30 protein-coding genes are annotated in these 21728 nt (G+C 72.3%); 18 read left to right on the plus strand and 12 right to left on the minus strand.

The features are described from left to right. Window positions 1–49: 49 nt before the first annotated feature. A complete protein-coding gene (locus tag BT341_RS25780) occupies window positions 50–640 on the minus strand; it encodes a TetR/AcrR family transcriptional regulator (protein ID WP_072478730.1) in 591 nt (196 codons plus the stop codon). Between the two features lie 85 nt (window positions 641–725). On the opposite strand from BT341_RS25780, the gene BT341_RS25785 reads away from it, so the two are divergent. The 5 genes from BT341_RS25785 (at window position 726) to BT341_RS25805 (ending at window position 5976) form a co-directional block, all read left to right on the plus strand. Next, window positions 726–1652: an oxygenase MpaB family protein gene (locus tag BT341_RS25785; protein ID WP_072478731.1), complete on the plus strand. Its 927-nt coding sequence runs from the start codon at window positions 726–728 to the stop codon at window positions 1650–1652. A gap of 9 nt (window positions 1653–1661) precedes the next feature. After that, window positions 1662–2687 carry an LLM class F420-dependent oxidoreductase gene (locus BT341_RS25790; RefSeq protein ID WP_072478732.1) on the plus strand — a complete coding sequence of 342 codons (1026 nt, stop codon included), beginning with the start codon at window positions 1662–1664 and terminating at the stop codon, window positions 2685–2687. 118 nt (window positions 2688–2805) lie between these two features. Next, the gene (locus BT341_RS25795; RefSeq protein ID WP_072478733.1) at window positions 2806–4119 is read left to right on the plus strand and encodes an MFS transporter; all 1314 of its coding nucleotides are present in this window, start codon (window positions 2806–2808) and stop codon (window positions 4117–4119) included. Beyond that, entirely contained in the window at window positions 4106–5521 is a 1416-nt protein-coding gene (locus tag BT341_RS25800) for a pyridoxal phosphate-dependent decarboxylase family protein (protein WP_072478734.1), read from the plus strand. The genes BT341_RS25795 and BT341_RS25800 overlap by 14 nt, the downstream gene beginning before the upstream one ends. After that, window positions 5518–5976, plus strand: a complete 459-nt coding sequence (locus BT341_RS25805) for a hypothetical protein (protein WP_072478735.1) — start codon at window positions 5518–5520, stop codon at window positions 5974–5976. Before BT341_RS25800 ends, BT341_RS25805 begins: the two co-directional genes overlap by 4 nt. A 42-nt stretch (window positions 5977–6018) precedes the next feature. Here BT341_RS25805 and BT341_RS25810 read toward each other — a convergent pair whose 3' ends face one another. The 8 genes from BT341_RS25810 to mrf all read right to left on the minus strand — a co-directional run bounded on the left by BT341_RS25810 (window position 6019) and on the right by mrf (window position 11028). After that, window positions 6019–6291: a DUF6295 family protein gene (locus BT341_RS25810; RefSeq protein WP_072478736.1), complete on the minus strand. Its 273-nt coding sequence runs from the start codon at window positions 6289–6291 to the stop codon at window positions 6019–6021. Between the two features lie 12 nt (window positions 6292–6303). Continuing rightward, entirely contained in the window at window positions 6304–7044 is a 741-nt protein-coding gene (locus BT341_RS25815) for a dienelactone hydrolase family protein (protein WP_072478737.1), read from the minus strand. Continuing rightward, window positions 7041–8711, minus strand: a complete 1671-nt coding sequence (locus BT341_RS25820) for an MFS transporter (RefSeq protein WP_072478738.1) — start codon at window positions 8709–8711, stop codon at window positions 7041–7043. The genes BT341_RS25815 and BT341_RS25820 overlap by 4 nt, the downstream gene beginning before the upstream one ends. Beyond that, window positions 8708–9142 carry a MarR family winged helix-turn-helix transcriptional regulator gene (locus BT341_RS25825; RefSeq protein ID WP_072482178.1) on the minus strand — a complete coding sequence of 145 codons (435 nt, stop codon included), beginning with the start codon at window positions 9140–9142 and terminating at the stop codon, window positions 8708–8710. The genes BT341_RS25820 and BT341_RS25825 overlap by 4 nt, the downstream gene beginning before the upstream one ends. Before the next feature lie 77 nt (window positions 9143–9219). After that, entirely contained in the window at window positions 9220–9381 is a 162-nt protein-coding gene (locus BT341_RS45495) for a hypothetical protein (RefSeq protein ID WP_177328895.1), read from the minus strand. Next, window positions 9378–9527 carry a 50S ribosomal protein L32 gene (rpmF, locus tag BT341_RS25830; RefSeq protein WP_072478739.1) on the minus strand — a complete coding sequence of 50 codons (150 nt, stop codon included), beginning with the start codon at window positions 9525–9527 and terminating at the stop codon, window positions 9378–9380. The genes BT341_RS45495 and rpmF overlap by 4 nt, the downstream gene beginning before the upstream one ends. Continuing rightward, window positions 9527–9781: a type B 50S ribosomal protein L31 gene (locus tag BT341_RS25835; RefSeq protein WP_072478740.1), complete on the minus strand. Its 255-nt coding sequence runs from the start codon at window positions 9779–9781 to the stop codon at window positions 9527–9529. The genes rpmF and BT341_RS25835 overlap by 1 nt, the downstream gene beginning before the upstream one ends. After that, complete coding sequence (gene mrf, locus BT341_RS25840; RefSeq protein WP_072478741.1) at window positions 9778–11028, minus strand: ribosome hibernation factor-recruiting GTPase MRF; 1251 nt, start codon at window positions 11026–11028, stop codon at window positions 9778–9780. Before mrf ends, BT341_RS25835 begins: the two co-directional genes overlap by 4 nt. A 78-nt stretch (window positions 11029–11106) precedes the next feature. Between mrf and rpmB the strand changes: the two genes are divergently transcribed. The 5 genes from rpmB to cobA all read left to right on the plus strand — a co-directional run bounded on the left by rpmB (window position 11107) and on the right by cobA (window position 13378). Then, window positions 11107–11343 carry a 50S ribosomal protein L28 gene (rpmB, locus tag BT341_RS25845; protein ID WP_072478742.1) on the plus strand — a complete coding sequence of 79 codons (237 nt, stop codon included), beginning with the start codon at window positions 11107–11109 and terminating at the stop codon, window positions 11341–11343. Then, window positions 11343–11510, plus strand: coding sequence for a 50S ribosomal protein L33 (gene rpmG / locus BT341_RS25850; protein WP_072478743.1), 168 nt, complete (start codon window positions 11343–11345; stop codon window positions 11508–11510). Before rpmB ends, rpmG begins: the two co-directional genes overlap by 1 nt. Further along, a complete protein-coding gene (gene rpsN, locus BT341_RS25855; protein ID WP_072478744.1) occupies window positions 11510–11815 on the plus strand; it encodes a 30S ribosomal protein S14 in 306 nt (101 codons plus the stop codon). Before rpmG ends, rpsN begins: the two co-directional genes overlap by 1 nt. Beyond that, window positions 11812–12066, plus strand: a complete 255-nt coding sequence (gene rpsR / locus BT341_RS25860) for a 30S ribosomal protein S18 (protein ID WP_072478745.1) — start codon at window positions 11812–11814, stop codon at window positions 12064–12066. The genes rpsN and rpsR overlap by 4 nt, the downstream gene beginning before the upstream one ends. Window positions 12067–12151: 85 nt before the next feature. Next, the gene (cobA, locus tag BT341_RS25865) at window positions 12152–13378 is read left to right on the plus strand and encodes a uroporphyrinogen-III C-methyltransferase (protein ID WP_072478746.1); all 1227 of its coding nucleotides are present in this window, start codon (window positions 12152–12154) and stop codon (window positions 13376–13378) included. Here the strand turns inward: cobA and BT341_RS25870 are convergent. Beyond that, complete coding sequence (locus BT341_RS25870) at window positions 13366–14241, minus strand: alpha/beta fold hydrolase (RefSeq protein WP_072478747.1); 876 nt, start codon at window positions 14239–14241, stop codon at window positions 13366–13368. The genes cobA and BT341_RS25870 overlap by 13 nt on opposite strands. Window positions 14242–14376: 135 nt before the next feature. Here BT341_RS25870 and BT341_RS25875 point away from each other — a divergent pair, with 135 nt between their 5' ends. Continuing rightward, on the plus strand, window positions 14377–15219 hold the full coding sequence (locus BT341_RS25875) for a crotonase/enoyl-CoA hydratase family protein (RefSeq protein ID WP_072478748.1): 843 nt from the start codon (window positions 14377–14379) through the stop codon (window positions 15217–15219). Window positions 15220–15253: 34 nt separating this feature from the next. Then, entirely contained in the window at window positions 15254–16957 is a 1704-nt protein-coding gene (locus tag BT341_RS25880) for an AMP-binding protein (protein WP_072478749.1), read from the plus strand. A 111-nt stretch (window positions 16958–17068) separates the two neighbouring features. On the opposite strand, the gene BT341_RS25885 is transcribed toward BT341_RS25880, so the two are convergent. Next, window positions 17069–17464: a hypothetical protein gene (locus BT341_RS25885; protein ID WP_072478750.1), complete on the minus strand. Its 396-nt coding sequence runs from the start codon at window positions 17462–17464 to the stop codon at window positions 17069–17071. Window positions 17465–17496: 32 nt separating this feature from the next. Next, complete coding sequence (locus BT341_RS43670; protein WP_084742998.1) at window positions 17497–18012, minus strand: hypothetical protein; 516 nt, start codon at window positions 18010–18012, stop codon at window positions 17497–17499. A gap of 318 nt (window positions 18013–18330) precedes the next feature. Between BT341_RS43670 and BT341_RS25895 the strand changes: the two genes are divergently transcribed. The 6 genes from BT341_RS25895 to BT341_RS25920 all read left to right on the plus strand — a co-directional run bounded on the left by BT341_RS25895 (window position 18331) and on the right by BT341_RS25920 (window position 21721). Further along, window positions 18331–18564 carry a hypothetical protein gene (locus BT341_RS25895; protein ID WP_072478751.1) on the plus strand — a complete coding sequence of 78 codons (234 nt, stop codon included), beginning with the start codon at window positions 18331–18333 and terminating at the stop codon, window positions 18562–18564. Between the two features lie 13 nt (window positions 18565–18577). After that, entirely contained in the window at window positions 18578–19195 is a 618-nt protein-coding gene (gene clsA, locus BT341_RS25900) for a cardiolipin synthase ClsA (RefSeq protein ID WP_072478752.1), read from the plus strand. A gap of 99 nt (window positions 19196–19294) precedes the next feature. Next, a complete protein-coding gene (gene gcvH / locus BT341_RS25905) occupies window positions 19295–19681 on the plus strand; it encodes a glycine cleavage system protein GcvH (protein ID WP_072478753.1) in 387 nt (128 codons plus the stop codon). A 136-nt stretch (window positions 19682–19817) separates the two neighbouring features. Further along, on the plus strand, window positions 19818–20288 hold the full coding sequence (gene garA / locus BT341_RS25910) for a glycogen accumulation regulator GarA (protein ID WP_072478754.1): 471 nt from the start codon (window positions 19818–19820) through the stop codon (window positions 20286–20288). After that, window positions 20285–21031 (plus strand): transcriptional regulator FtsR, encoded by a 747-nt coding sequence (ftsR, locus tag BT341_RS25915; RefSeq protein WP_218177776.1) that lies wholly within the window; start codon window positions 20285–20287, stop codon window positions 21029–21031. Before garA ends, ftsR begins: the two co-directional genes overlap by 4 nt. A 216-nt stretch (window positions 21032–21247) precedes the next feature. Next, window positions 21248–21721, plus strand: a complete 474-nt coding sequence (locus tag BT341_RS25920; RefSeq protein ID WP_004559569.1) for a bifunctional nuclease family protein — start codon at window positions 21248–21250, stop codon at window positions 21719–21721. The last annotated feature ends 7 nt before the right edge of the window (window positions 21722–21728 follow it).

Below are 21728 nucleotides of genomic sequence, written 5' to 3' on the forward strand. Positions count from 1 at the left end.
AGTGTGCCCGATCACCCGCGCCAGTGTCACCGGGTCAGCGGAGGTGAGGTCAGTGGTCGTCGGCGCCGAGCACGAGTTTGACGCAGTGCGCGACGAGCCGCTCGCGCGACACTTTCAGCGAGCCGTCGAGGTAGGCGATGAAGACGTTGCTCAGCGCGCCGACCAGGCCGATCGCGATCATCCGCCGTTCGGTCTCGTCTCCGTGCGAAAGCTGCTCGCCGACGAGCGCGGCGAACACCGGCAGCAGGTGCAGCCCGCGGCGGGTCAGCGCCGGGTCGGTCAGCGGCGCGAGCAGCAGCACCCGGCCCTTGCGGGGGTCGTCGACGATCAGCTCGACGAACGCGCGCACGGCGTGCTCGGCCCGCAGCCTCGGGTCCGGCGCGTCCCGGACCGCGTCGACGAGCGCCTGCCGTGCCTGCTCGCCGACGTGCTCGTACACCGCCGCGACCAGCTCTTCGCGGTCGGCGAAGCTCTCGTAGAAGTAGCGCTCGGTCAGCTTCGCGCGCCGGCACACCGCGCGCACGCTCGTCCCGGCCGAGCCTTCGGTGCCCAGCAGCTCGAGGCCCGCGGAGACGAGCTGCGCGCGCCGCAGCGCCTTCCGGTCGTCCAGGGTCGTGCCCGCCCACGTGCGGCCCGGCATGGTGGCTCCTCGGTTGACTACATCTGTTGTCAGATCCTAGCCTGACAACAGCCGTAGTCAGTTTCGGACCCGACGAGGAGCCGCGATGCCAGCCCGGACACCGGAGCCACTGGGGCCCGACTCGCTGACCTGGAAGTACTTCGGCGACTGGCGCGGGCTGCTCATTGCGCTCTGGGCGGGGTCGATGCAGAACATGCACCCGGGGCTGGGCGCCGGCGTCGAGCAGCACTCCCGGTTCTTCGAGGAACGCTGGCAGCGCCTGTTCCGCTCGCTCTACCCGATCGGCGGCGTGGTCTACGACGGGCCCCGGGCGCACCGGACCGCGCTGGAAGTCCGCGGCTACCACGACCGCATCAAGGGCGTCGACGCCCGCGGCCGCCGCTACCACGCGCTCGACCCCGGCACCTTCTACTGGGCGCACGCGACGTTCTTCGTCAGCACGATCCTCATCGCCGACCACTTCATGGGCGGCATCGGCGAGGCGGAGAAGCGGCGGCTGTTCGACGAGCACGTCCAGTGGTGGCGGATGTACGACATGACCATGCGGCCGGTGCCGGACAGCTGGGAGGACTTCCAGCGCTACTGGAAGCACATGTGCGCCGGGGTCCTGGAGGACAACAAGGCCACCCGGGACGTCCTCGACATCGCCCGGATCGCGAAACCGCCGTTCCTGCCGTGGCTGCCCGACGCGCTCTGGCGCCCGCTCGGCACGCTGATCGCGAAGAACTTCGTCTGGCTGACGATCGGCCTCTACGACCGCGAGGTCCGCGACCTGCTCGGTTTCCGCTGGTCCGAGCGGGACGCGCGCCGGCACCGCCGGGCCGGGAAGCTGATCAACGCGTTGTTCGAGCTCGTCCCGCACGACCGCCGCTACCACCCCCGCGCCCGCGCCGGCTGGCGCCGGGCGCGCGGCGAGGTGGCTCCGGACGCGCCGGTGGTCGAGACTCCACCCAGGAACCTTCCCCCGCTGCCGGAGCGGGGCAAGCCCGAGCACTACGCGCCGAACGTCTAGGAGGCATTCGTGAAGCTGGGATTCCACGTCGGGTACTGGGGCAGCGGCCCGACCCCGGGCGCGCTGGAAGCGGTCCTCGCCGCCGAGGAGCTCGGCTTCGACTCGGTGTGGACGGCGGAGGCCTACGGCTCGGACGCGTTCACGCCGCTGGCCTGGTACGGCGCGTCCACCAGCCGGATCCGGCTCGGCACCAACATCGTCCAGATGGCCGCGCGCACCCCGACCGCGACGGCGATGAGCGCGCTGACCCTCGACCACCTCTCGGGCGGGCGGATGGTGCTCGGGCTCGGCGCGTCCGGCCCGCAGGTCGTGGAGGGCTGGTACGGGCAGCCGTACCCGAAGCCCCTGGCCCGCACCCGCGAGTACGTCGACATCGTCCGGCAGGTGATCGCCCGGGAAGCGCCGGTGACCCTGGACGGCCAGTTCTTCCAGCTGCCGCTCAAGGGCGGGACCGGGCTCGGCAAGCCGCTGAAGCCGACCGTGCACCCGCTGCGCAAGGAGATCCCGATCCACCTGGCCGCCGAGGGCCCGAAGAACGTCGCGCTGGCCGCGGAGATCGGCGACGGCTGGCTGCCGCTGTTCTTCTCGCCGAAGAGCAACGCGTTCTACCAGGCCGCGCTGGAGGAGGGGTTCGCGCGCCCGGGCGCCCGGCACACCCTGGAGACGTTCGAGGTGCCCTGCTCGGTCCCGGTGATCGTGCACGACGACGTCGAGGAGGCGGCGAGCTGGATCAAGCCGTCACTGGCGCTCTACATCGGCGGGATGGGCGCGAAGTCGGTGAACTTCCACCACGACGTCTTCGCGCGGCTGGGCTACGAGGACGTGGCCGACAAGGTGCAGGAGCTGTACCTGGCGGGCCGCAAGGACGAGGCCGCCGCGGCGATCCCGACGTCGCTGGTGGAGGACACGTCCCTGATCGGGCCGCCGGCGAAGATCCGCGACGAGCTGCAGGCCTGGGAGGAGACGGTGGTGACCCAGCTGCTGCTGCGCGGGGACGCGGCGACCCTGCGGAAGATCGCCGCCGCCATCGGGTAGCGCGGGCCGCTCCGTGGCCCGGGTCACGACGATGGCACGATTCCCCTCGACCACTACCGGGTGCGCGCCGAGATCGAATACTCATGGCCTGCACCCGGTACGCATTCCGAGGAGGACCATGGCGACGCTGTCCGGCCGGACGAGGTTCCGCTATTCGCTCGGCTCCTTCGTCACCGGGTCCTTCGGCACGGTCCCCGGCCTCGTCCTGGTCAAATACCTCACCGACACGATGGCCGTGCCGGCGGGCTGGGCCGCGGCGATCGTGTTCGTGCCCAAGGCCTGGGACGTGCTGTTCAACCCGATCGCCGGCCGCCTGTCCGACGCCGACCTGCTCAAGACCGGCAGCAGGCGGCGTTTCCTGCTCGTCGGCGGCATCGGCGTCGCGATCCTGTTCGCGGCCATGTTCGCCCACCCCGGCTTCGGGAACCCGCTGCCGGACGCGCTGTACGTGGCGCTCACGTTCGCCGCCTGCGCCACGGCGTACGCGCTGTTCCAGGTGCCGTTCAACGCGCTGCCGGCCGAGCTGACCGAGTCGGCGACCGAGCGCACGAAGCTCACCAGCGTCCGGATCGGCGTGCTGGCCGTGACGATCCTGGTCTGCGGCGGGGGCGCCCCGGCGATCACCGCCGGCATCGGCGGGGTCGCGGGCTACCGGGCGATGGCCGTGGTGATCGGGCTGATCGTGCTGGCCGCGACGCTGCTGGTGTACTTCGGCCTGAAGGACGCGCCGGTCGGCTCGCTGCGGCCCAACACCGTCAGCCTCAAGGAGCTGGTGCGGACGCTCGCCGCGTGGCGGCCGTTCCGCTGGCTGCTCGGCACGTACTTCATCCAGGCACTCGGCATCGGCACGGTGCTCGCCGCGATCCCGTTCTTCGCCCAGCGCATCCTCGGCGACGAGGGCTACGGCACGATCCTGTTCGTCATCTTCGTCGGCCCCGCGCTGGTCACCATGCCGCTGTGGCCGCGCCTGGGCGACCGTGTCGGCAAGCTCAACGGCTTCCGCCTGGCCACCGCGGCCTTCGCGGTCGGCCTGCTCGGGCTGGTGTTCGCGCAGTCGATCCCGCTGGTCGTCTCGTTCGTCTGCGTCGCGTTGTGCGGCGTCGGGTACGCGGGCATCTCGGTGTTCCCGCTGGCCATCCTGCCGGACCTGATCACCGCCGAAGAGGACCGCACCGGCGAGACGCGCGCCGGCATCGCGGCCGGCGTGTGGACCGCGGGGGAGACACTCGGGCTGGCCTTCGGCGGCGGGCTGTGGGCGCTCATCCTCGCCGTCGGCGGGTACGTGTCGAGCACGGACGCGACCGCGAACCAGCCGCACAGCGCGATCGTCGCCATCCTCGTCGGGGCGTCGATCATCCCCGGCGTCCTCATCGGGCTGGCCCTGCCGCTGCTGCGGCGTTCGGTGCTGGAGCCGCGCCGTGAACTCGCCTGAGGACGTCCTCGCGGCCCTGCGGGAGCTGCGCGCGGGCGACCTGCCGACGCACGGCGGCCGCACCCTGGCCTATGTCTACGACAGCGGTCTGTCCGAAGTGGACTCCCTCGGCGCGGCGGCGCACGCGCTCGCGTCGCCGGCGAACGGCCTCGACCCGACGGCGTTCCCGAGCCTGCTGCGCATGGAGAACGACCTCGTCTCCGCGGCTTCGGCCCTGCTCGGCGGCGTCCCGGGCGTGGTGGGTTCGGTGACGTCCGGGGGCACCGAATCGTGCCTGCTGGCGGTGCTCGCCGCGCGTGACGCGCACCCTGCGGTCGAGTCGCCGTCCATCGTCCTGCCGACCACCGCGCACGCGGCGTTCCACAAGGCCGCGCACCTGTTCGGGCTCCGCCGGATCGACGTCCCGGTCGACCCGGTGACGTTCCGCGCCGACCCGGCGGCGATGGCGGCGGCGATCGACGACTCGACGGTCCTGGTGGTGGCCGGTGCGCCGTCCTACGCCCACGGCGTGCTGGATCCGGTCGCCGAGATCGCGGCGGCGGCCTCGGCGCGCGGCGTCCGGATGCACGTCGACGCCTGCATCGGCGGCTGGGTGCTGCCGTACTTCGCCCGGCTCGGCGCGGACGTGCCGCCGTTCGACTTCCGCGTCCCCGGGGTCACGAGCATTTCGGTGGACCTGCACAAGTACGCGTACTGCCCGAAGGGCACGTCGGTGCTGCTGCACGCGTCGGCCGAGTTGCGGCGTACGCACTACTTCGCGAGCGCGGCCTGGCCCGGCTACACGATGCTGAACACGACGATCCAGAGCACGCGCTCGGGCGGCCCGCTCGCCGCGGCGTGGGCGGTGGTGCGGTACCTCGGCGAGGACGGCTACCTGCGGCTGGCGGCCGCGACGCGGGAAGCGGTGTCCCGGATCCGGGCGGGCATCGAGGAACTGCCGGGGCTGCGGGTGCTCGGCGACCCGGTGTCGACGCTGATCGCGTTCACCGGCGACGACGGCTTCGACCTGTTCACGGTGGCCGACGAGATGAAGGCCCGCGGCTGGTACGTCCAGCCGCAGTTCGCGTTCGAGGGCTCCCCGGCGAACCTGCACCTCACGGTGACGGCGGCCAACCACGGCAGCGAGAAGGAGTTCCTGACCGATCTGGCCGCGTCGCTGGCGGCGGCCCGGGCGGCGGGCCCGGTGGTCGTCGACGCCGCCGTGGCGGAGTTCGTCGCGGCCCTGGACCCGGCAACGCTGACGTCGGAGCAGTTCGCGGGCCTGCTGGCGGCGGCCGGCCTCGGCGGCGGCGCCGGGCTGCCGGAGCGGATGGCCCCGGTCAACGCGCTCCTCGCCACGGCCCCGGCACCGTTGCGCGAACGGCTCCTGCTGGAGTTCCTGGGCGCCCTCTACACGCCGTGAACGGAGTGCTGACCAGCGTCATCGCGGTGTGCGGAACCCTGGCCGGGTCCACGCTGACGTACCTCTTCGCCCGGCTCACGGCGCGACGAGCGGAGAAAGCCGCCCGCGACGAACGGCTTCGCCAGGAGAGGATCACGGCTTACGCCGCGTTCGCCGGCGCGATCACCACCCTCCGCCAGAAGGTGATCGCGCTGTGGTTCCTGAAGCAGCGCGGCGCGGACACGCAATCCGCGCACGCCGAGGCGGACCGGTGCGGAGCCGCGGCCGACCACGCCCGGTTCGAAGTCCGGCTGCTCACCGAAGACCCGGAACTCCGCCGCCTCGCCGACGCCGCGTTCGGACCGATCGCGGCCATCGGCGACGCGGCCGACCACGCCGAGGTCCGGGCGCACGAACACCGCAGCCAGGAGATCCTCACGGCGTTCGTCCAGGCCGCCGGACGGCAGCTGAGGTGAGACTCCCGCGAAAGCCCGGGAATGCCACATCCACGGACTCGGCTACTGGTTGCGGGAGGCCAGCCCCGCCGGGGCGGACTTGACCGCCGCGTGGATCGCGTCCGCCAGTGCCAGCGCGTCCTCTTCCGTGAGTTCCAGCGCGACGCGCGCCGAAGCGCCCAAGCCGGGATTGCGGAAGTCGATGTTCACCGTGTGCCCGTACGGCGCGTGCACCGGGTGGTCGACGTACACCGTGCCTTCGCTCAGCCGGAACCAGCCGCGGGCACCTTTGCCGCTGCCTTCGAGGGTGAACTTCTCGGTCAGGTAAGTGCACATGAGCGGGTCCTTTCAGGCCGAAAGCGTGCGGGCGTAGAAGTCGAGGATCCGTTCCCAGCCGTCTTTCGCCGCTTCCGGGCGGTAGCTCGGGCGGTCGACGGCGAAGAACGAGTGGCCCGCGTCCGCGTACGTGTGGAACTCGTGCTCCTTGCCCAGCTTCTCCAGCTCGGCCGCGAGCACGGCCACCTCGTCCGGGCTCGGGAACTGGTCCTCGGCGCCGAAGATGCCCAGCAGCGGGCACGACAGCTGCGGGGCCAGGCCGAGCAGCGGCTTCATCTGCTTCATGGCCTCCGGCGGTTCGTTGACGACGAACGCGCCGTAGCAGTCCACCGCCGCGTCGAGATCCAGCGAGCAGGCGGCCAGGAACGCCTGACGTCCGCCCGAGCAGTGCCCGATGACACCTACCCGGCCGTTCGCGTTCTCCAGCGCCCGCAGGTAGTCCGCCGCGCCGGCGACGTCGCCGACCAGGCGGTCGTCCGGGACGCCGCCGGCCGCGCGGACGGTGGCGGCCGCGTCGTCCGGGTCCGCGCCCGGCGCCTCCCGGGTGTACAGGTTCGGGCAGAGCGCGTTGTAGCCCTCGACGGCGAAGCGGCGCACCATCTCCTTCGTCGCCGCGTCGTAGCCGGGCATGTGGTGGATCACCACGACGCCGCCGCGCGGGGTCGTGTCGGTCGGCTTGGCCAGGTACGCCTCGAGCTCGTCCCCGCCGTGGCCGGTGATGGTGACGGTCCCGGCGACGATCTCGTCGGTCATCGGTGCTCCTTCGATCCCTCGGGGTTGTGGAAATACCGCTTGCCGCGCGAAGCGGACGCCATCGCGGCGGCCACGGCCAGCACCGTGGCCGCGGTGAACACGACCACCAGGCCGTGGTGGAACGGGCCGGAGACCAGCCGCGGGAAGAACTCCCCGCCGGTGAGCGCCGACCGGTCGGCGGGCGGCAGCCCGGACAGGACGTCCGGCCCGAGCAGGTGCCCGACCGGGTTGCTGCCGAGGAAGGCGGCGAACAGCGTGCTCACCGGCGGCAGCCGCGCGACGCCGTCCGCCACGGTGGCCGGGACGCCGTGGGCCTGCAGGCCGCTCGTCAACGTCTGCGGCAGCGACGAAGCCAGCCCGGCGATCATGAGCGAGAAGAACACGCCGATCGACAGCGACGTCCCCGAATTCTGGAACGTCGCCCGCATGCCGGACGCGACGCCGCGCTGCTCGTCCGGCACGCTGCTCATGATCGCCGACGTGTTCGGCGCCGAGAACATGCCCTGGCCGATCCCGCTGAGGACGAGCAGCGCGGCGAAGGCCGGATACGGGAAGTCCACGGGCAGCGCGAGCAGGCCGAGGAACGCCGCCGCGACCAGCAGCAGGCCGCCGGTCGAGAACAGCCGGGCCCCGAACCGGTCGGACAGGTAGCCGGACACCGGCCCGGCGACGAGGAACCCGACGGTCAGCGGCAGCAGGTAGATGCCCGCCCACAGCGGTGTCCGCTCGTAGTCGTAGCCGTGCAGGGGCAGCCAGATGCCCTGCAGCCAGATGATGAGCATGAACTGCATGCCGCCCCGGGCCACCGCGGTGAGCAGCGCGGCGATGTTGCCGGCGGCGAACGCCCGGATCCGGAACAGCCCGAGCTGGAACATCGGCGCCGCCACCCGCGTCTCGACGACGCCGAACAGCACGAGCAGCAGCACCCCGGCCGCGATCCCGCCGAGCACCCAGGGGCTGCCCCAGCCGGTGGCGGCGCCGCCGTAGGGCTGGATACCGTAGGTGATCGCGGCGAGCAGCAACGCGGTCCCGGCGGCGAAGGTGACGTTGCCGCCCCAGTCGACTTTCGCGCGCTTCGGCGTGCCGACCTCGCGGAGGCTGCGGATCGACCAGATCGTGCCGAGCAGCCCGAACGGGACGCTCACCCAGAACACCGCGCGCCAGTCGATCTCGGCCAGCAGCCCGCCGACGACCAGGCCGAGGAACTGCCCGGCCAGCGCGGTGATCTGGTTGACGCCCAGCGCCATCCCGCGCTGCCGTGCCGGGAAGGCGTCGGTGAGGATGGCCGCGGAGTTCGCGGTGAGCATCGATCCGCCGGCGGCCTGCACGATCCGCCAGCCGATCAGCCACAGCGCGCCGCCGGCCGCGTGGAACGGGTCGAACGACAGGGCCACCGAGGCGGCGCTGAAGACCACGAAGCCGAGGTTGTACATCTTGACCCGGCCGAACATGTCGCCGAGCCGCCCGAGCGTCACCACCAGCACGGCCTGCACGAGCAGGTAGCCGAGGATCATCCAGAGCAGGTAGCCGATGTTGCCGGGGGCGAGCGGGTCCAGGCCGATGCCGCGGAAGATCGCCGGCAGCGAGATGATGACGATCGAGCCGTCGAGCGCGGACATCAGCACGCCGAGCGTGGTGTTCGACAGCGCGACCCACTTGTAGCTCACAGCCGGTCCGCCAGCCGCTCGATCAGCGGGATCGCGGTGACGAGCTCGCGCCGCTCGGCCTCGGTGAACTGCTCGGCCAGCGCGGCCGCCATCCGGCGCGTGGTCCGCGAGCGGCGGTCGGTGAGCAGCTTGAGCCCGGCCTCGGTGACCGACATCAGCACCTTGCGGCCGTCGGAGGCGTCCTTGCGCCGTTCGACGAGCCCGCGCTCGACCAGCCCGGCGAGCGTCACGCCCATGGCCTGCGGCTTGACGCGTTCGAGGTCGGCGAGGCAGCCGGGGGTGGCCGGGCCCTCCCGGTCGAGCCGGGAGAGCACCGACCGCTCGGGCAGGGTCAGCTCACCGGTGACGTACCCCTGCCGCAGCCGCCGGATCAGCCGGCCCAGGGCGACGCGCAGGTCCGCGCTCGCCTGGAGAAGCTCCTCGTCGGTCACGATCGTCAACCTAGACTGATAAACCTGGGTTGATCAACTCGGACGGACGCGCAGGAATCGCCCGGACCGGACCGTCCTCAGTGGACGTGCGCAGCTTTCCCGGCGAGGCCGGCGCCGATGAACATCAGCTCCTGGCGAGGTGCCGCGGCGAGGCCCCGGGATTCGAACCGCGCCACCGGCATCGGCTCGGAGATCCCGCTCGGCTCGGCGAGCGGCAGCACGGGGACCGGGACGGTCACGAGTGGAAGTGCCTGATCAGGCGGCGCGGGACGAGCCGCGTCCCGCCGTCCACCTTGATCGGGACCAGGTCCGGCACCGTCGCCTTCCACCGCGCCCGCCCGGAGCGGGTGGTGCTGCGCGACTTCTTCCGCTTCGGGACGGCCATCAGCGCGCACCCCGCTTCCCGTAGCGGCGGTGGAACTTCTCGACCTGGCCGGCGCTGTCCATGATCCGCTGGGTGCCGGTCCAGAACGGGTGCGACCACGAGCTGATGTCGACCGGCACGAGCGGGTAGGTGCGGCCGTCGGACCACTCGATCGTGCGGTCGGAGGTGATGGTGGAGCGGGTCAGGAACGCGTCTCCGGTGGACGAGTCCTTGAACACGACGGGGTGGTAGTCGGGGTGGATACCGGTCTTCACTGGTCTTCCTTTCGGTTCGCCGCGGTCGCGTCGCGACGCGCGGGGCTGGGTGTGGTGTCCTCGCAAGGTTCTTCGTGCCAGTCGCCGAACGGGTCGGGGTAGCGAAGCCAGGCTTCGGGGCCGGCGGCCAGTTCTTCGTCGGTGAGCAGAGCGCCGCGGAGGGCGGCGTCGATCTCGCCGGGCGTTGTCTGGTCGGTCACGACGACCAGTTCCTGCGCGCGATCGCCGTGGACCGGGTCCCAGCGCAGGGACGCGAGCGTCCGCCGCTCGGGGGAGACATCCGTCCACTCCGGACCGTCCGGCGCGGCGAGCCACGGGCCGGCGTGGCCGATCCCGAGGCCGCCGCCCGCCGACTCGATCCAGAACGCGACGTCCGGCCGGCTGGCCACCCACGCCCGCCCGCGGGTGCGGACGACGCCGTCGAGCAGGACGTCGAGCGCGTCGTGCAGCCGCCCGGGGTGGAACGGCCGCCGCGCGGTGAACGTGACCAGGCCGACGCCGCAGTCGACGTGCAGCGGCGGAGCGCCGCGCAGCAGGGCGCCGTGCATGTCGGTGACCTCGCCGCGCCGGGCGTCCGCGGGCACGGCGTCGAGGACGCTGTGGCCGTCGATCCGGCTCAGCTCGACGCGCGGGACGGACGGCGCGACCCGGTCGAGGACCGCGGCCGCCTTCGCCGCGGTCCACGCGTCGGCCGCCGCGCCGGCCAGCACCAGGACGTCGGCGAACTCGACCTGCGAGAGCACCACCTGGGCGACCGTGCGCTCGTCCCCGGGGCTCGCCTGCAGGTTTCGCTCGGCGAGGACGTCGTCGCCGGTCGCGTCGGCGAGGAAGCTCGCGCAGTCGACGACCGTGAGCACGGCCCGCAGGTCGACGTCGTCGCCGGCCGGGTGATCGCCGACCAGGACGTTCCGGATCGCCCAGCTCACCGGTTCCGGCTCCATCGCCTCGTCGAGCCGGACGACGATCCGGCGCACCTGCGGCATCCGGGCGAGCCGGCGCAGCAGTGGCAGCAGGTCCTCGCGCAGGGTGCAGGACACGCAGCCGTGGGCCAGTTCCAGCACGGTCAGCTCGTCGCGCTGCCCGAGCCGCAGCCGGCGGCGGACGACGCCGGAGCGGATCTCCCGCAGGTCGTGGTGGACGACCGCGGTGCCGGGCGCGGCGACGCGCAGCAGCTCGGCGAGCGTGGCGTTCGGTCCCGGGGCGAGTCCGCCGACGAGGACGAGCGGGACGCGGGGATGAGGGGTCACGGGGGCTCCAGGAATACGGGCGGGGTACGGTGCGTAGAGTAGATGAAAACGAAAACCACTATCAACTCGGGAGGGTCCGTGTCCGCCGTGTGCCAGGTCACCGGCCGCAAGCCGGGCTACGGCAAGCAGGTGTCGCACTCGCATCGCCGCACGCCCCGGCGCTGGGAGCCGAACCTGCAGACCCGTCGCTACTTCGTGCCGAGCGCCGGCCGCTGGGTCCGCCTGCGCGTGTCCGCCAAGGGCATGAAGACGATCGACAAGCGCGGCATCGAGGCCGTCGTCGCCGAATTGAAGGCAAGGGGAGTGAAGCTGTGATGGCGAAGAGCGCCGACGTCCGGCCGGTCGTCAAGCTGCGGTCCACCGCGGGCACCGGCTACACGTACGTCACGAAGAAGAACCGGCGGAACGACCCCGACCGGATGGTCCTGCGCAAGTACGACCCGGTCGCGCGCCGGCACGTCGAGTTCAAGGAAGAGCGCTGATGGCCAAGAAGTCCAAGATCGCCAAGAACGAGCAGCGGAAGGTGATCGCCGCGCGGTACGTCTCGCGGCGCCGGGAGCTCAAGGCCGTGATCGCGTCGCCGGCGTCGTCTCCGGAGGAGAAGGCTTCGGCGGTCGTCGCGCTGCAGAAGCTGCCGCGGGACGCGAGCCCGACGCGCATCCGCAACCGCGACGTCGCCGACGGCCGCCCGCGCGGCTACCTGCGGAAGTTCGGGTTGTCGCGGGTGCGGATGCGCCAGGCCGCGCACCACGGCGAGCTGCCCGGCGTCACGAAGTCGAGCTGGTGAGCCGGATGCCGAAGCCGAACCGCGACCGGCCGGGCAAGCGCAAGGTGAACCTGTTGCACGCCAACCGGATCACTCACGTCGACTGGAAGGACGTCGACCTGCTCCGGAAGTTCGTCTCGGACCGGGGCAAGATCCGCGCCCGGCGCGTGACCGGCTTGACGCCGCAGCAGCAGAAGCAGGTCGCGACGGCGATCAAGAACGCGCGCGAGATGGCGCTCCTGCCGTACCCGGCGTCGGGCCGCGCGAGCTGACGGGGTCACGCCACCCGGAGGTTCTCCGGGTGGCGTGACCCACGCTGGGCTGGCGCCGCGGTGAACCGCCAATAAACTCCCGCCCATGGACGACCCGCACTACCTCTCCGGCCTGCAGCTCACCGGCCGCCGCGTTGTCATGTTCGGTGGCGGTTCGGTGGCCCAGCGACGGCTGCCCCGGCTGATCAGCGCCGGCGCGCGCGTCGAACTGGTGTCGCCGCACACGACGCCGTCGGTGCAGGGAATGGTGGACGCGGGCGAGCTGGTCTGGCACGAACGCCGCTACGCCGAGGGCGACCTTCGCGACGCCTGGTACGCGCTGGCCTGCACCAACGACCCCGACGTGAACGCGGCGATCTGCGCCGAGGCCGAACGGGAGCGGGTGTTCTGCGTCCGCGCCGACGAGGGCGAGTCGGGCACCGCGGTGACCCCGGCGTCGGGGCGGCACGGCGGCCTGCTGTTCGGCGTGCTCTCGGGCGGCGAGCCGCTGCGCTCGGCGGCGGTCCGCGACTCGATCCTCGACGGCCTGCACAACGGCACGGTCGAAGACGGCAGGCAGCCGCACCCGGAGGGCACCCTGCCGGGCGTGGCGCTGGTCGGCGGCGGCCCGGGCGACCCGGAGCTGATCACGGTCCGCGGCCGGCGGCTGCTGTCGCGCGCGGACGTCGTGGTCGTGGACCGGCTGGCCCCGCGCGAGCTGCTCGACGAGCTCGCGCCCGAGGTGGAGGTCGTCGACGCGGCGAAGATCCCGTACGGCCGCGCGGCCAGCCAGGACGTCATCAACCGGACGCTGGTGGAGCGGGCGAAGGAGGGCAAGTTCGTCGTCCGCCTCAAAGGCGGCGACCCGTACCTGTTCGGCCGCGGGTTCGAAGAGGTGCTGGCCTGCGCCGAGGCGGGCGTCCCGGTGACGATGATCCCGGGCATCACGAGCGCGTTCGCGGTCCCGGCGGCGGCGGACGTCCCGGTGACCCACCGCGGAGTGGCCCACGAGGTGGTGGTGGTCTCGGGCCACGTCGCCCCGGGCGACGACCGCTCGCTGGTCGACTGGGAGCTGCTGGCCCGGATGCGCGGCACGATCGTGCTGATGATGGGAGTGGAAAGGCTGCCGCAGTTCGCGAAGGCCCTGCTGGACGGCGGCCGCCCGGCGGACACCCCGGTGGCGATCGTCGAGGACGGCACGATGCGCACCCAGCGCACCCTGAGGTCCACATTGGACAAGGTCACCACGGAAGCGGCGGCGGCGGGAGTCCGCCCGCCGGCGGTGATCGTGATCGGCCCGGTGGCGGGTCTCGCGCCGGTTCAGTCCTCGTAGCAGCTCGCGGCGAAGTCACGGATCGCGTCGGTCAGCCGGGTCGGGTCCAAGCGGAGCTCCACCGGGCTGCGGGCCTGGACGAACTCCGCCGCCGGCATGTCCGCCGCCAGCGTGTCCGCGTCGCCGAACGGGTGGATCGGGTCGCGCTGGTGGCCGATCACCAGCGCGCGGGTCGTGATCTTCCGGCGTGCCGACTTCGGCGGGGCGATCCGGCCGAACAGCACGCCGTGCAGCAACGCCGCCATCGGGGCCGGGCGCTGGGACAGCGTGTCCGTGACGACGTCCACCCACTGGTTGCCGTGCGGCACCAGCGACGCCGCCAGCGCCACCGCCTGGACCGTCACCGGCAGGAACCGGGCCGCCATCAGCAGCGGGGCGAACGTCGCCAGGCCCGCGACGATCGCGTTGTCCAGCACCGGCATCTCGACGATCAGCCCGCGGGCGCGCGCCGGCGCGGCCACCGCCACCTCCAGTGAGACGTTCGCGCCCAGTGACGTCCCGCCGATCACCGCCGACGGCACCTCGAGGTGGTCGAGCAGCGCGACCGTCTGCTCCGCGAACGCCGGCATCGAGTACAGCCACGACTCCGCCGGCCGGTCGGAGTCGCCGTGGCCGAGCAGGTCGAGCGTCACCACCCGGAACCCCGCGCGGGCCAGCCGCCGCGCCAGCGGGGCGTGCATCCGGCGGGTCAGCATGATGCCGTGGGTCAGCACGACGACCTTGTCGCCGCTGCCGAACTCGGTGTACCAGAGCCGGTGTCCCTCGTGGGCGAACGAGCCGGTCAGCTCGATCGGGCGGGACGCCCGCCGGACGGGCGCGGACGGGACCGCGGGCTCGGTCGCGGTCGAAGTGGCCGGGCTCATGTCCCACCGTCCTCCCCGGTCGTGGCGTCGGTTCTTTCAGGAAAGCATCCCGTGACCGGCTCGGCACAGTGAGATGCCCGTCAGTTGACACAACGCCAATGGCGGCTCACCGCGGACATGGGTGAAGATGACCCCATGACCGCTACTGCTGACAGTCTGCCCGACCTGGTCGCCCTGAAGGTCGACGTCGACGGCCCCGTGGCCGAAGTGACGCTGCTGGGCCCGTCGAAGGGCAACGCGATGGGCCCGGACTTCTGGCGCGAGCTGCCACTGGTGTTCCGCGCGCTGGACGCCGACCCGCGGGTCAGGGCCGTCGTGCTGACCGGCAGCGGCGCGCACTTCTCCTACGGCCTCGACCTGCCCGCGATGATGGGCGACTGGGCGCCGATGCTGGGCGGGGACAACCTGGCCGGCCCGCGCACGGCGTTCCTCGACCAGGTCCGGTCGCTGCAGGCGGCGGTCAGCTCGATCGCGGAATGCCGCAAGCCGGTCGTCGCGGCCGTCTCGGGCTGGTGCATCGGCGGCGGCGTCGACGTGATCGCCGCCGCCGACATCCGGCTGGCCAGCGCCGACGCCAAGTTCAGCGTCCGCGAGGTGCGCGTCGCCATCGTCGCCGACCTCGGCAGCCTCCAGCGGCTCGCCTCGATCGTCGGCGAAGGGCACCTGCGGGAGCTGGCGCTGACCGGCAAGGACATCGACGCCGCCCGCGCCGAGAAGATCGGCCTGGTCAACGACGTCCACCCGGACCAGGAGGCGCTGCTGGCGGCCGCCCGGCAGCTCGCCGGGGAGATCGCTGCGAACCCGCCGCTCGTGGTGCAGGGTACGAAGCAGGTGCTGGCGACGAACACCGAGCGCCAGGTCGCCGACGGCCTCCGGTACGTCGCGGCGTGGAACTCGGCGTTCCTGCCCAGCAAGGACCTCGGCGAGGCGGTCCAGGCCTTCCTGGAGCGCCGCAAGCCCGAGTTCAAGGGCGAATGACGCCCGCCGGGCTGTGAGAGACAGAGGAGGCAGCGTGAGCGCTTCGGAAGCCCACCGCGCGTTCCGCGCGGCGCGGGACTACCTGCAGGCCCACCGCGAGGACTACGAAACGGCCTACCGGGACTTCGCGTGGCCGTCGCTCGACGAGTTCAACTGGGCGATCGACTGGTTCGACGTCGTCGCCCGCGACCCGGCCAACGCCGGGCGGTACGCGCTGTGGATCGTCGAGGAGGACGGCACCGAGAACCGCTGGACGTTCCCGGAGATGTCCGCCCGGTCCAACCAGGTGGCGAACTGGCTGCGCCGCCTCGGCGTCCGGCGCGGCGACCGGCTGATCCTCATGCTCGGCAACCAGGGCGAGCTGTGGGAGACCATCCTCGCCGCGATCAAGCTCGGCGCGGTGATCATCCCGGCCTCCACGCTGCTCGGCCCGGCCGACCTGACCGACCGGGTGGAGCGCGGCGCGGCCAAGCACGTCGTGGTCCGCTCGGTGGACGCGCCGAAGTTCGCCGACGTCGCCGGCGGCTACACGCGGATCGCGGTGGGGGAGCCGGTCGAAGGCTGGCACGCGTACACGACGGCCTACGCCGAATCGCCGGAGTTCGCCCCGGACGGCCCCACCAAGGCCGCCGACCCGCTGCTGCTGTACTTCACCTCGGGCACGACCGCCAAGCCGAAGCTGGTGCAGCACACGCACGTCTCCTACCCGGTGGGCCACCTGTCCACGATGTACTGGATCGGCCTGGAACCGGGCGACGTCCACCTGAACATCTCCTCGCCCGGCTGGGCGAAGCACGCGTGGAGCAACTTCTTCGCGCCGTGGAACGCCGAGGCGACGGTGTTCCTCTACAACTACAGCCGCTTCGACGCGGCCGCGCTGATGGCCCAGATGGACCGCTGCGGCGTCACCAGCTTCTGCGCGCCGCCCACGGTGTGGCGGATGCTCATCCAAGCCGACCTGACGGCGCTGAAGACGCCGCCGAAGAAGGTCGTCGGGGCGGGCGAGCCGCTCAACCCCGAGGTGATCGAGCAGGTCCAGAAGGCCTGGGGCGTGACCATCCGCGACGGCTTCGGCCAGACCGAGAGCAGCGTCCAGATCGCCAACACGCCGGGCCAGGACGTCGTGCCGGGCTCGATGGGCCGCCCGCTGCCCGGTTTCGTGGTGGCGCTGGTCGACCCGGTCAGCGGCGAGCGCGCCACGGAAGGCGAGATCTGCCTCGACCTCGCCCACCGCCCGGTCGGCCTGATGACCGGTTACGCGGACGACGACGAACGCACGTCGGCGGCCTTCGCGAACGGCTACTACCACACCGGTGACGTCGGCTCGATCGACGAGCGCGGCTACATCACCTACGTCGGGCGCACGGACGACGTGTTCAAGGCGTCGGACTACCGGATCTCGCCGTTCGAGCTGGAGAGCGTGCTGATCGAGCACGAGGCGGTGGCGGAGGCGGCGGTGGTCCCGGCTCCCGACCCGATCCGGCTGGCGGTGCCGAAGGCGTACGTGGTGCTGGCGGCGGGCCACGAGCCGACGGCGGAGACGGCGAAGGCGATCCTGGCGTACTGCCGTGAGCACCTGGCGCCGTACAAGCGGATCCGGCGGCTGGAGTTCGCGGAGCTGCCGAAGACGATCTCGGGCAAGATCCGCCGCGTGGAGCTGCGCAGCCGCGAGAACGACCCGGCGCGCGGCGCGGGCGCGGAGTACCGCGAAGAGGACTTCCCGGACCTCAAGTCCTGACGTCCCGGCTCTCCAGCGCCCCAAGGCGGCCTTCGGTGCGTGTGACGCACCGAAGGCCGCCTTGGGTGCGTGAGACGCAACCAAGGCCGCATTGGGGCGCTGGGGGCCTCGTCAGCCGCGGGTGCCCTCGACCTGGCGGCCGTCCTCCGTGGAGCAGGCCGTGACCGGGTCGTTCGGGCCGCTGCCGCACGTCCACTCGTCGAGGACGATCGGGCCCGGGCCGTCCGGGGAGTTCGCCTCGGCCGGGGTCAGCTTGGCGAAGTAGTCCTTCAGCAGCTTCGTCGCCGCGGCGCAGTCGACCTTGCCGTGGGCCACGACGGCCGTCTTCGCGCCGCCTGTGCCGGGGACTTCGCCGCACGGTACGCCCGGTGCGGTCGACTCGGCCGCCGCGGCCGCGGCGGGGGCGGGCGCGGGGGTGGACGGCGGGGCGGGCGCCGGGTCGCCGCCGCAGCCGGCCAGGACGGCGGCCGCCGCGACGAGCAGGATCGGGTACGCGAGTGTCTTCATGGGCCCTTCAGGAGCGGTGCGGGAGGAGGGACTCACTCGGACGGCACGACGGCGGCGAACACCGTCTGCTCGCCCTTGGTGCAGGTGGTGCCGCCCTGCGCGGCCGGCGGCCCGGACGTGCACAGCCAGCCGTCGACGGTCTCGTTCACCGCGTCGTTCGAGCCGGCGCCCTGGCGGCCGGCGATCTTGCGGTGGAAGTCGCCGACCAGCTTCGTCGCCGCGGCGCAGGTGACGCCCGCTGAGCCGCTGTCGAAGACGTACAGGGTCAGCCCGCTGGCGGCCGTCACGGTCCCGCACGAGCCGGGCACCGACGGCGGCGCGCCGGACGGCTTCGGTGCCGGGGCCGGCGCGGACGGGCTGCCGGTGGCGGGCGGCGGCGGTGGCGCGGTGGTGGACGCCGGAGCGGACGTCCCGGCCGGCGCCGGAGCGGACGACGGCGGTGGCGGTGCCGGTGTGGCCGGGTCGGCGGCGCAGGCCGCGAGCGCCGGCACGGCGAGGCAGGCCGCGAGCAACGGCCGCCACGTCCTCGTGGTGGTCGGGTGGGGCACCGCGATCCTTCCTCGCCGGTCGGGCTGGGCCCGGTCATTCTGGCCCCTGGGGGCCACGGCCGGTGGCGCGACTCGCCCACAGGTGTGCCGCAGATTACTCCAGCCGGGTGGCGGGTCCGCCACCCGGTGGGCCGCGACTGTCCGTCCACAATGGACGATTAACATTCCGTTCACGCTCCGAAACCTCACGCAGCCATGAAGAATCGATCGGTCTAATTCGCGCCGCGCCGGTTAACGTCCCCGCCCCGCGTGCCGAAGACCTTGGTGGAGGCCGACGAGCTTCCCGTCCCCGAAAACCGTCCCGAGCCCGTGAGAGCGATGAACACCGACGCTGTGACCAGTACCGAAGCCGGCACCGGCGAGAACGCCGACGACCCGTCCAGTCCGCCCACCGTCCCCAGCAGCGTCGTCTGGTGCTGCGGACGGCCGTACGTCCTCGAGGCGCGGCCCGGCCGCGCCCGCTGGATGGGCACCGACTACCGGGGCCGCCCCGAGGCGCTCAGCAGCGCCGAACTGCAGCGGCGCGGCTGGAGCCGCCGCCGCGCCTGCTGACTACGCTGGCCGGGTGAGCACAGCCGCCCCCGAACCCGCGAGCGCGAGCGCCGCCGAGCCGTCCCTGCTCCGGCAGGCGATGAACGTCCCCAACATCCTGTCGCTGCTGCGGCTCGCCGGCGTGCCGGTGTTCCTGTGGCTGCTCCTGGGCCCGGAGGAGGACGGCTGGGCGCTCGCGCTGCTGGTCTTCAGCGCGCTGACCGACTGGCTCGACGGCAAGCTGGCCCGCTGGCTCAACCAGATGTCCCGGCTGGGCCGGCTGCTCGACCCGGCCGCCGACCGGCTCTACATCCTCGCGACCCTGAGCGCGTTCCTCGTCCGCGAGATCATCCCGTGGTGGGTCGTGGTGCCGCTGGTGCTGCGCGAAGCCGTGCTCGGCGTCTGCGTCCTGACGCTGCGCCGCCGCGGCTTCGCCCCGCCGGAGGTCACCTACATCGGCAAGGGCGCGACCTTCGTCCTCATGTACGCCTTCCCGTTCCTGCTGCTCGCGCAGGGTGGCTCGGCCGTCGCCGCGGTCGCCCGGCCGATCGGCTACGCCTTCACCATCTGGGGCGCGGTCCTCTACGTCTGGTCCGGCGTGCTGTACGTCGTGCAGGCGCGCAACGCGCTGCGCGGCGCGGACGGCGACTGAGCGCGGCCCTTTCCCGGGCCGTGCCGGGCGGCTGCGCCGTGTGGGTGTAAGACTTCGCCCAGCACGTTTCGCCAGTGAGGGCATGAAAGGGGACCGGCGGTGTCCGCTCCTGAAGAGCTTCGCTACACCGAGGAACACGAGTGGGTCGCCACCCGCGGCGAGGACACCCTCGTCCGGGTCGGCATCACCGAGTACGCGCAGGACCAGCTCGGCGACGTCGTGTTCGTCGACCTGCCGGAGGTCGGGCGGCAGGTGAGCGCGGGCGACGTGTTCGGCGAGGTCGAGTCGACCAAGAGCGTCTCCGAGCTGTTCGCGCCGGTCGACGGGGAGGTCGTCGCGGTCAACGACGCCGTCGCCGACTCGCCGGAGCTGATCAACAGCGACCCGTACGGCGAGGGCTGGCTCATCGAGATCCGGCTCGACGACCCGGCGGGCCTGGAAGCCCTCCTCGAAGCCGAGGCGTACGACGCGCTGACCAAGGGCTGAACCGGCGTCCCGGCCCGCCGGGCGCGCACTGCGCCGGTTCGGGGAGCCGGGGCTCGGAGAATCGATCAGGCACGGTACGTTGGCAGCTACACGTTCTTGAGTACTGGCAACACAGCATGTGTGGAGGAGAGCTCAGGTGAGCACGAACGACGGGCCCGGCGGCGTTCCCCCGGAGCAGTCTCCGGAGCGGACCTCTGTCTTCCGGGCCGACTTCCTGGCCGAAGCCGAAGGCCACGAGTCCGCCCCGGCCGCCGAGGCACCGGTCCAGGGCGTCGACGCCCTGCCGCCGGGTTCGGCCCTGCTGGTCGTGAAGCGCGGGCCCAACGCGGGCTCGCGGTTCCTGCTCGACCGCGACACCACCAGCGCCGGGCGGCACCCGGACAGCGACATCTTCCTGGACGACGTCACCGTGTCCCGGCGGCACGCGGAGTTCCGGCGGGAAGGCGGCGAGTTCGTCGTCATCGACGTCGGCAGCCTCAACGGCACCTACGTCAACCGCGAGCCGGTCGACCAGGCCGTGCTGGCCGGCGGCGACGAGGTGCAGATCGGGAAGTTCCGCCTGGTCTTCCTGACCGGCCCGGGGCACGGGGGCCAGGGGGCGCAGTGACGGCGGCCGGGCGGCCACAGAACCAGGGACTGAGCATCGGGGCCGTGCTGGCGCAGCTGCGCGGCGACTTCCCCGACGTCACCATCTCCAAGATCCGGTTCCTCGAAGCCGAAGGCCTGGTCCAGCCGGGCCGGACGCCGTCGGGGTACCGGCAGTTCGCCCCGGCGGACGTGGAGCGCCTGAGGTTCGTCCTGGCCGCCCAGCGGGACCACTACCTCCCGTTGAAGGTCATCAAGGAACAGCTGGACGCGGCGGACTCGGGGGCGGCGCCCGCCGCGGCTCTGCCCCGCCCGCCGCGCCGGCTGGTGCCGATCGACGCTCCGGCGGACAACGCCGGCCTGCCTGTCGCGGACGACTTCGCCGCGGGCAAGCCGGTGCGCCTGACCCAGGAGGAGCTCCTGGAGCAGGCCGGTATCGACGCCGCGGCGCTGGCCGAGCTGCAGCAGTACGGCCTGGTCCGGCCCGGCCCCGCGGGGTTCTTCGACCCGGACGCGGTGCTGGTCGCGCGGACGGTGAAGGCGATGACCGAATTCGGTATCGAGCCGAGACACCTGCGTGCCTTCCGCGCGGCGGCCGACCGCGAGGTCGGGTTGCTGGAGCAGATCGTGACCCCGGTGTACCGGCACCGTGACCCGGAGGCCAAGGAACGGGCCGACGAGGTGGTCCGGGAGCTGGCGGCGCTGTCGGTAACCCTCCACACGCTGCTCGTGAAGGCGGGAATCCGCGGCGTCGCGGGGTGTTGACCGGTAACGGGGCAGTGAGATCCTCTTTGCGGTCCCATGTCAATGACTGAATGTTCGGTGCCGCATGCCGTACCGTGAAGGCAGGGGTTTGCGGCAGGCGAACCGAGATAGTCTCGACAGCGAGCACAGGGCGGGGATGACGGGTAGCGTCGACAGTGGCGGTGCCCGGCCGGACCGGCGCCTGCGCCCGTGTGCACGAGAGGGAGGCGAAGCCCGATGAGCGAAATGCGCGTCGTCGGTGTGCGGGTCGAGCTGCCCGCGAATCAGCCGATCTTGTTGCTGCGGGAGACCGAGGGTGAACGGTACCTGCCGATCTGGATCGGCTCGGTGGAAGCCACCGCCATCGCCTTGGAGCAGCAGGGAGTCCGGCCCGCCCGTCCGCTGACGCATGACCTGCTGAAAGAGGTCATCGGAGCGCTCGGCCGGGAGCTCGAGCAGGTCGTGATCACCGACCTCAAGGAAGGCACGTTCTTCGCCGAGCTGGTCTTCGACGGCGACATCAGGGTGTCCGCCCGGCCGAGCGACTCGGTCGCGCTGGCCCTGCGGATCGGCGTCCCCATCCACGCCGTGGACTCGGTGCTGGAGGAGGCCGGCCTGATCATCCCGGACGAGCAGGAAGACGAGGTCGAGAAGTTCCGCGAGTTCCTCGACTCCGTGTCCCCCGAAGACTTCCGGGGAGCCGACACCTGATCTCTTG

This window comes from Amycolatopsis australiensis (genome assembly GCF_900119165.1).
GTDB lineage: Bacteria > Actinomycetota > Actinomycetes > Mycobacteriales > Pseudonocardiaceae > Amycolatopsis > Amycolatopsis australiensis.

Bases quoted from the DNA above. Each gene is read 5' to 3' on its own strand.
- BT341_RS25780 (WP_072478730.1), bottom strand. From the start codon at position 640: ATGCCGGGCCGCACGTGGGCGGGCACGACCCTGGACGACCGGAAGGCG.
- BT341_RS25785 (WP_072478731.1), top strand. From the start codon at position 726: ATGCCAGCCCGGACACCGGAGCCACTGGGGCCCGACTCGCTGACCTGG.
- BT341_RS25795 (WP_072478733.1), top strand. From the start codon at position 2,806: ATGGCGACGCTGTCCGGCCGGACGAGGTTCCGCTATTCGCTCGGCTCC.
- BT341_RS25810 (WP_072478736.1), bottom strand. From the start codon at position 6,291: ATGTGCACTTACCTGACCGAGAAGTTCACCCTCGAAGGCAGCGGCAAA.
- BT341_RS25815 (WP_072478737.1), bottom strand. From the start codon at position 7,044: ATGACCGACGAGATCGTCGCCGGGACCGTCACCATCACCGGCCACGGC.
- rpmF (WP_072478739.1), bottom strand. From the start codon at position 9,527: ATGGCCGTCCCGAAGCGGAAGAAGTCGCGCAGCACCACCCGCTCCGGG.
- rpmG (WP_072478743.1), top strand. From the start codon at position 11,343: ATGGCGAAGAGCGCCGACGTCCGGCCGGTCGTCAAGCTGCGGTCCACC.
- rpsN (WP_072478744.1), top strand. From the start codon at position 11,510: ATGGCCAAGAAGTCCAAGATCGCCAAGAACGAGCAGCGGAAGGTGATC.
- cobA (WP_072478746.1), top strand. From the start codon at position 12,152: ATGGACGACCCGCACTACCTCTCCGGCCTGCAGCTCACCGGCCGCCGC.
- BT341_RS25870 (WP_072478747.1), bottom strand. From the start codon at position 14,241: ATGAGCCCGGCCACTTCGACCGCGACCGAGCCCGCGGTCCCGTCCGCG.
- BT341_RS25875 (WP_072478748.1), top strand. From the start codon at position 14,377: ATGACCGCTACTGCTGACAGTCTGCCCGACCTGGTCGCCCTGAAGGTC.
- BT341_RS25885 (WP_072478750.1), bottom strand. From the start codon at position 17,464: ATGAAGACACTCGCGTACCCGATCCTGCTCGTCGCGGCGGCCGCCGTC.
- BT341_RS25895 (WP_072478751.1), top strand. From the start codon at position 18,331: ATGAACACCGACGCTGTGACCAGTACCGAAGCCGGCACCGGCGAGAAC.
- BT341_RS25920 (WP_004559569.1), top strand. From the start codon at position 21,248: ATGAGCGAAATGCGCGTCGTCGGTGTGCGGGTCGAGCTGCCCGCGAAT.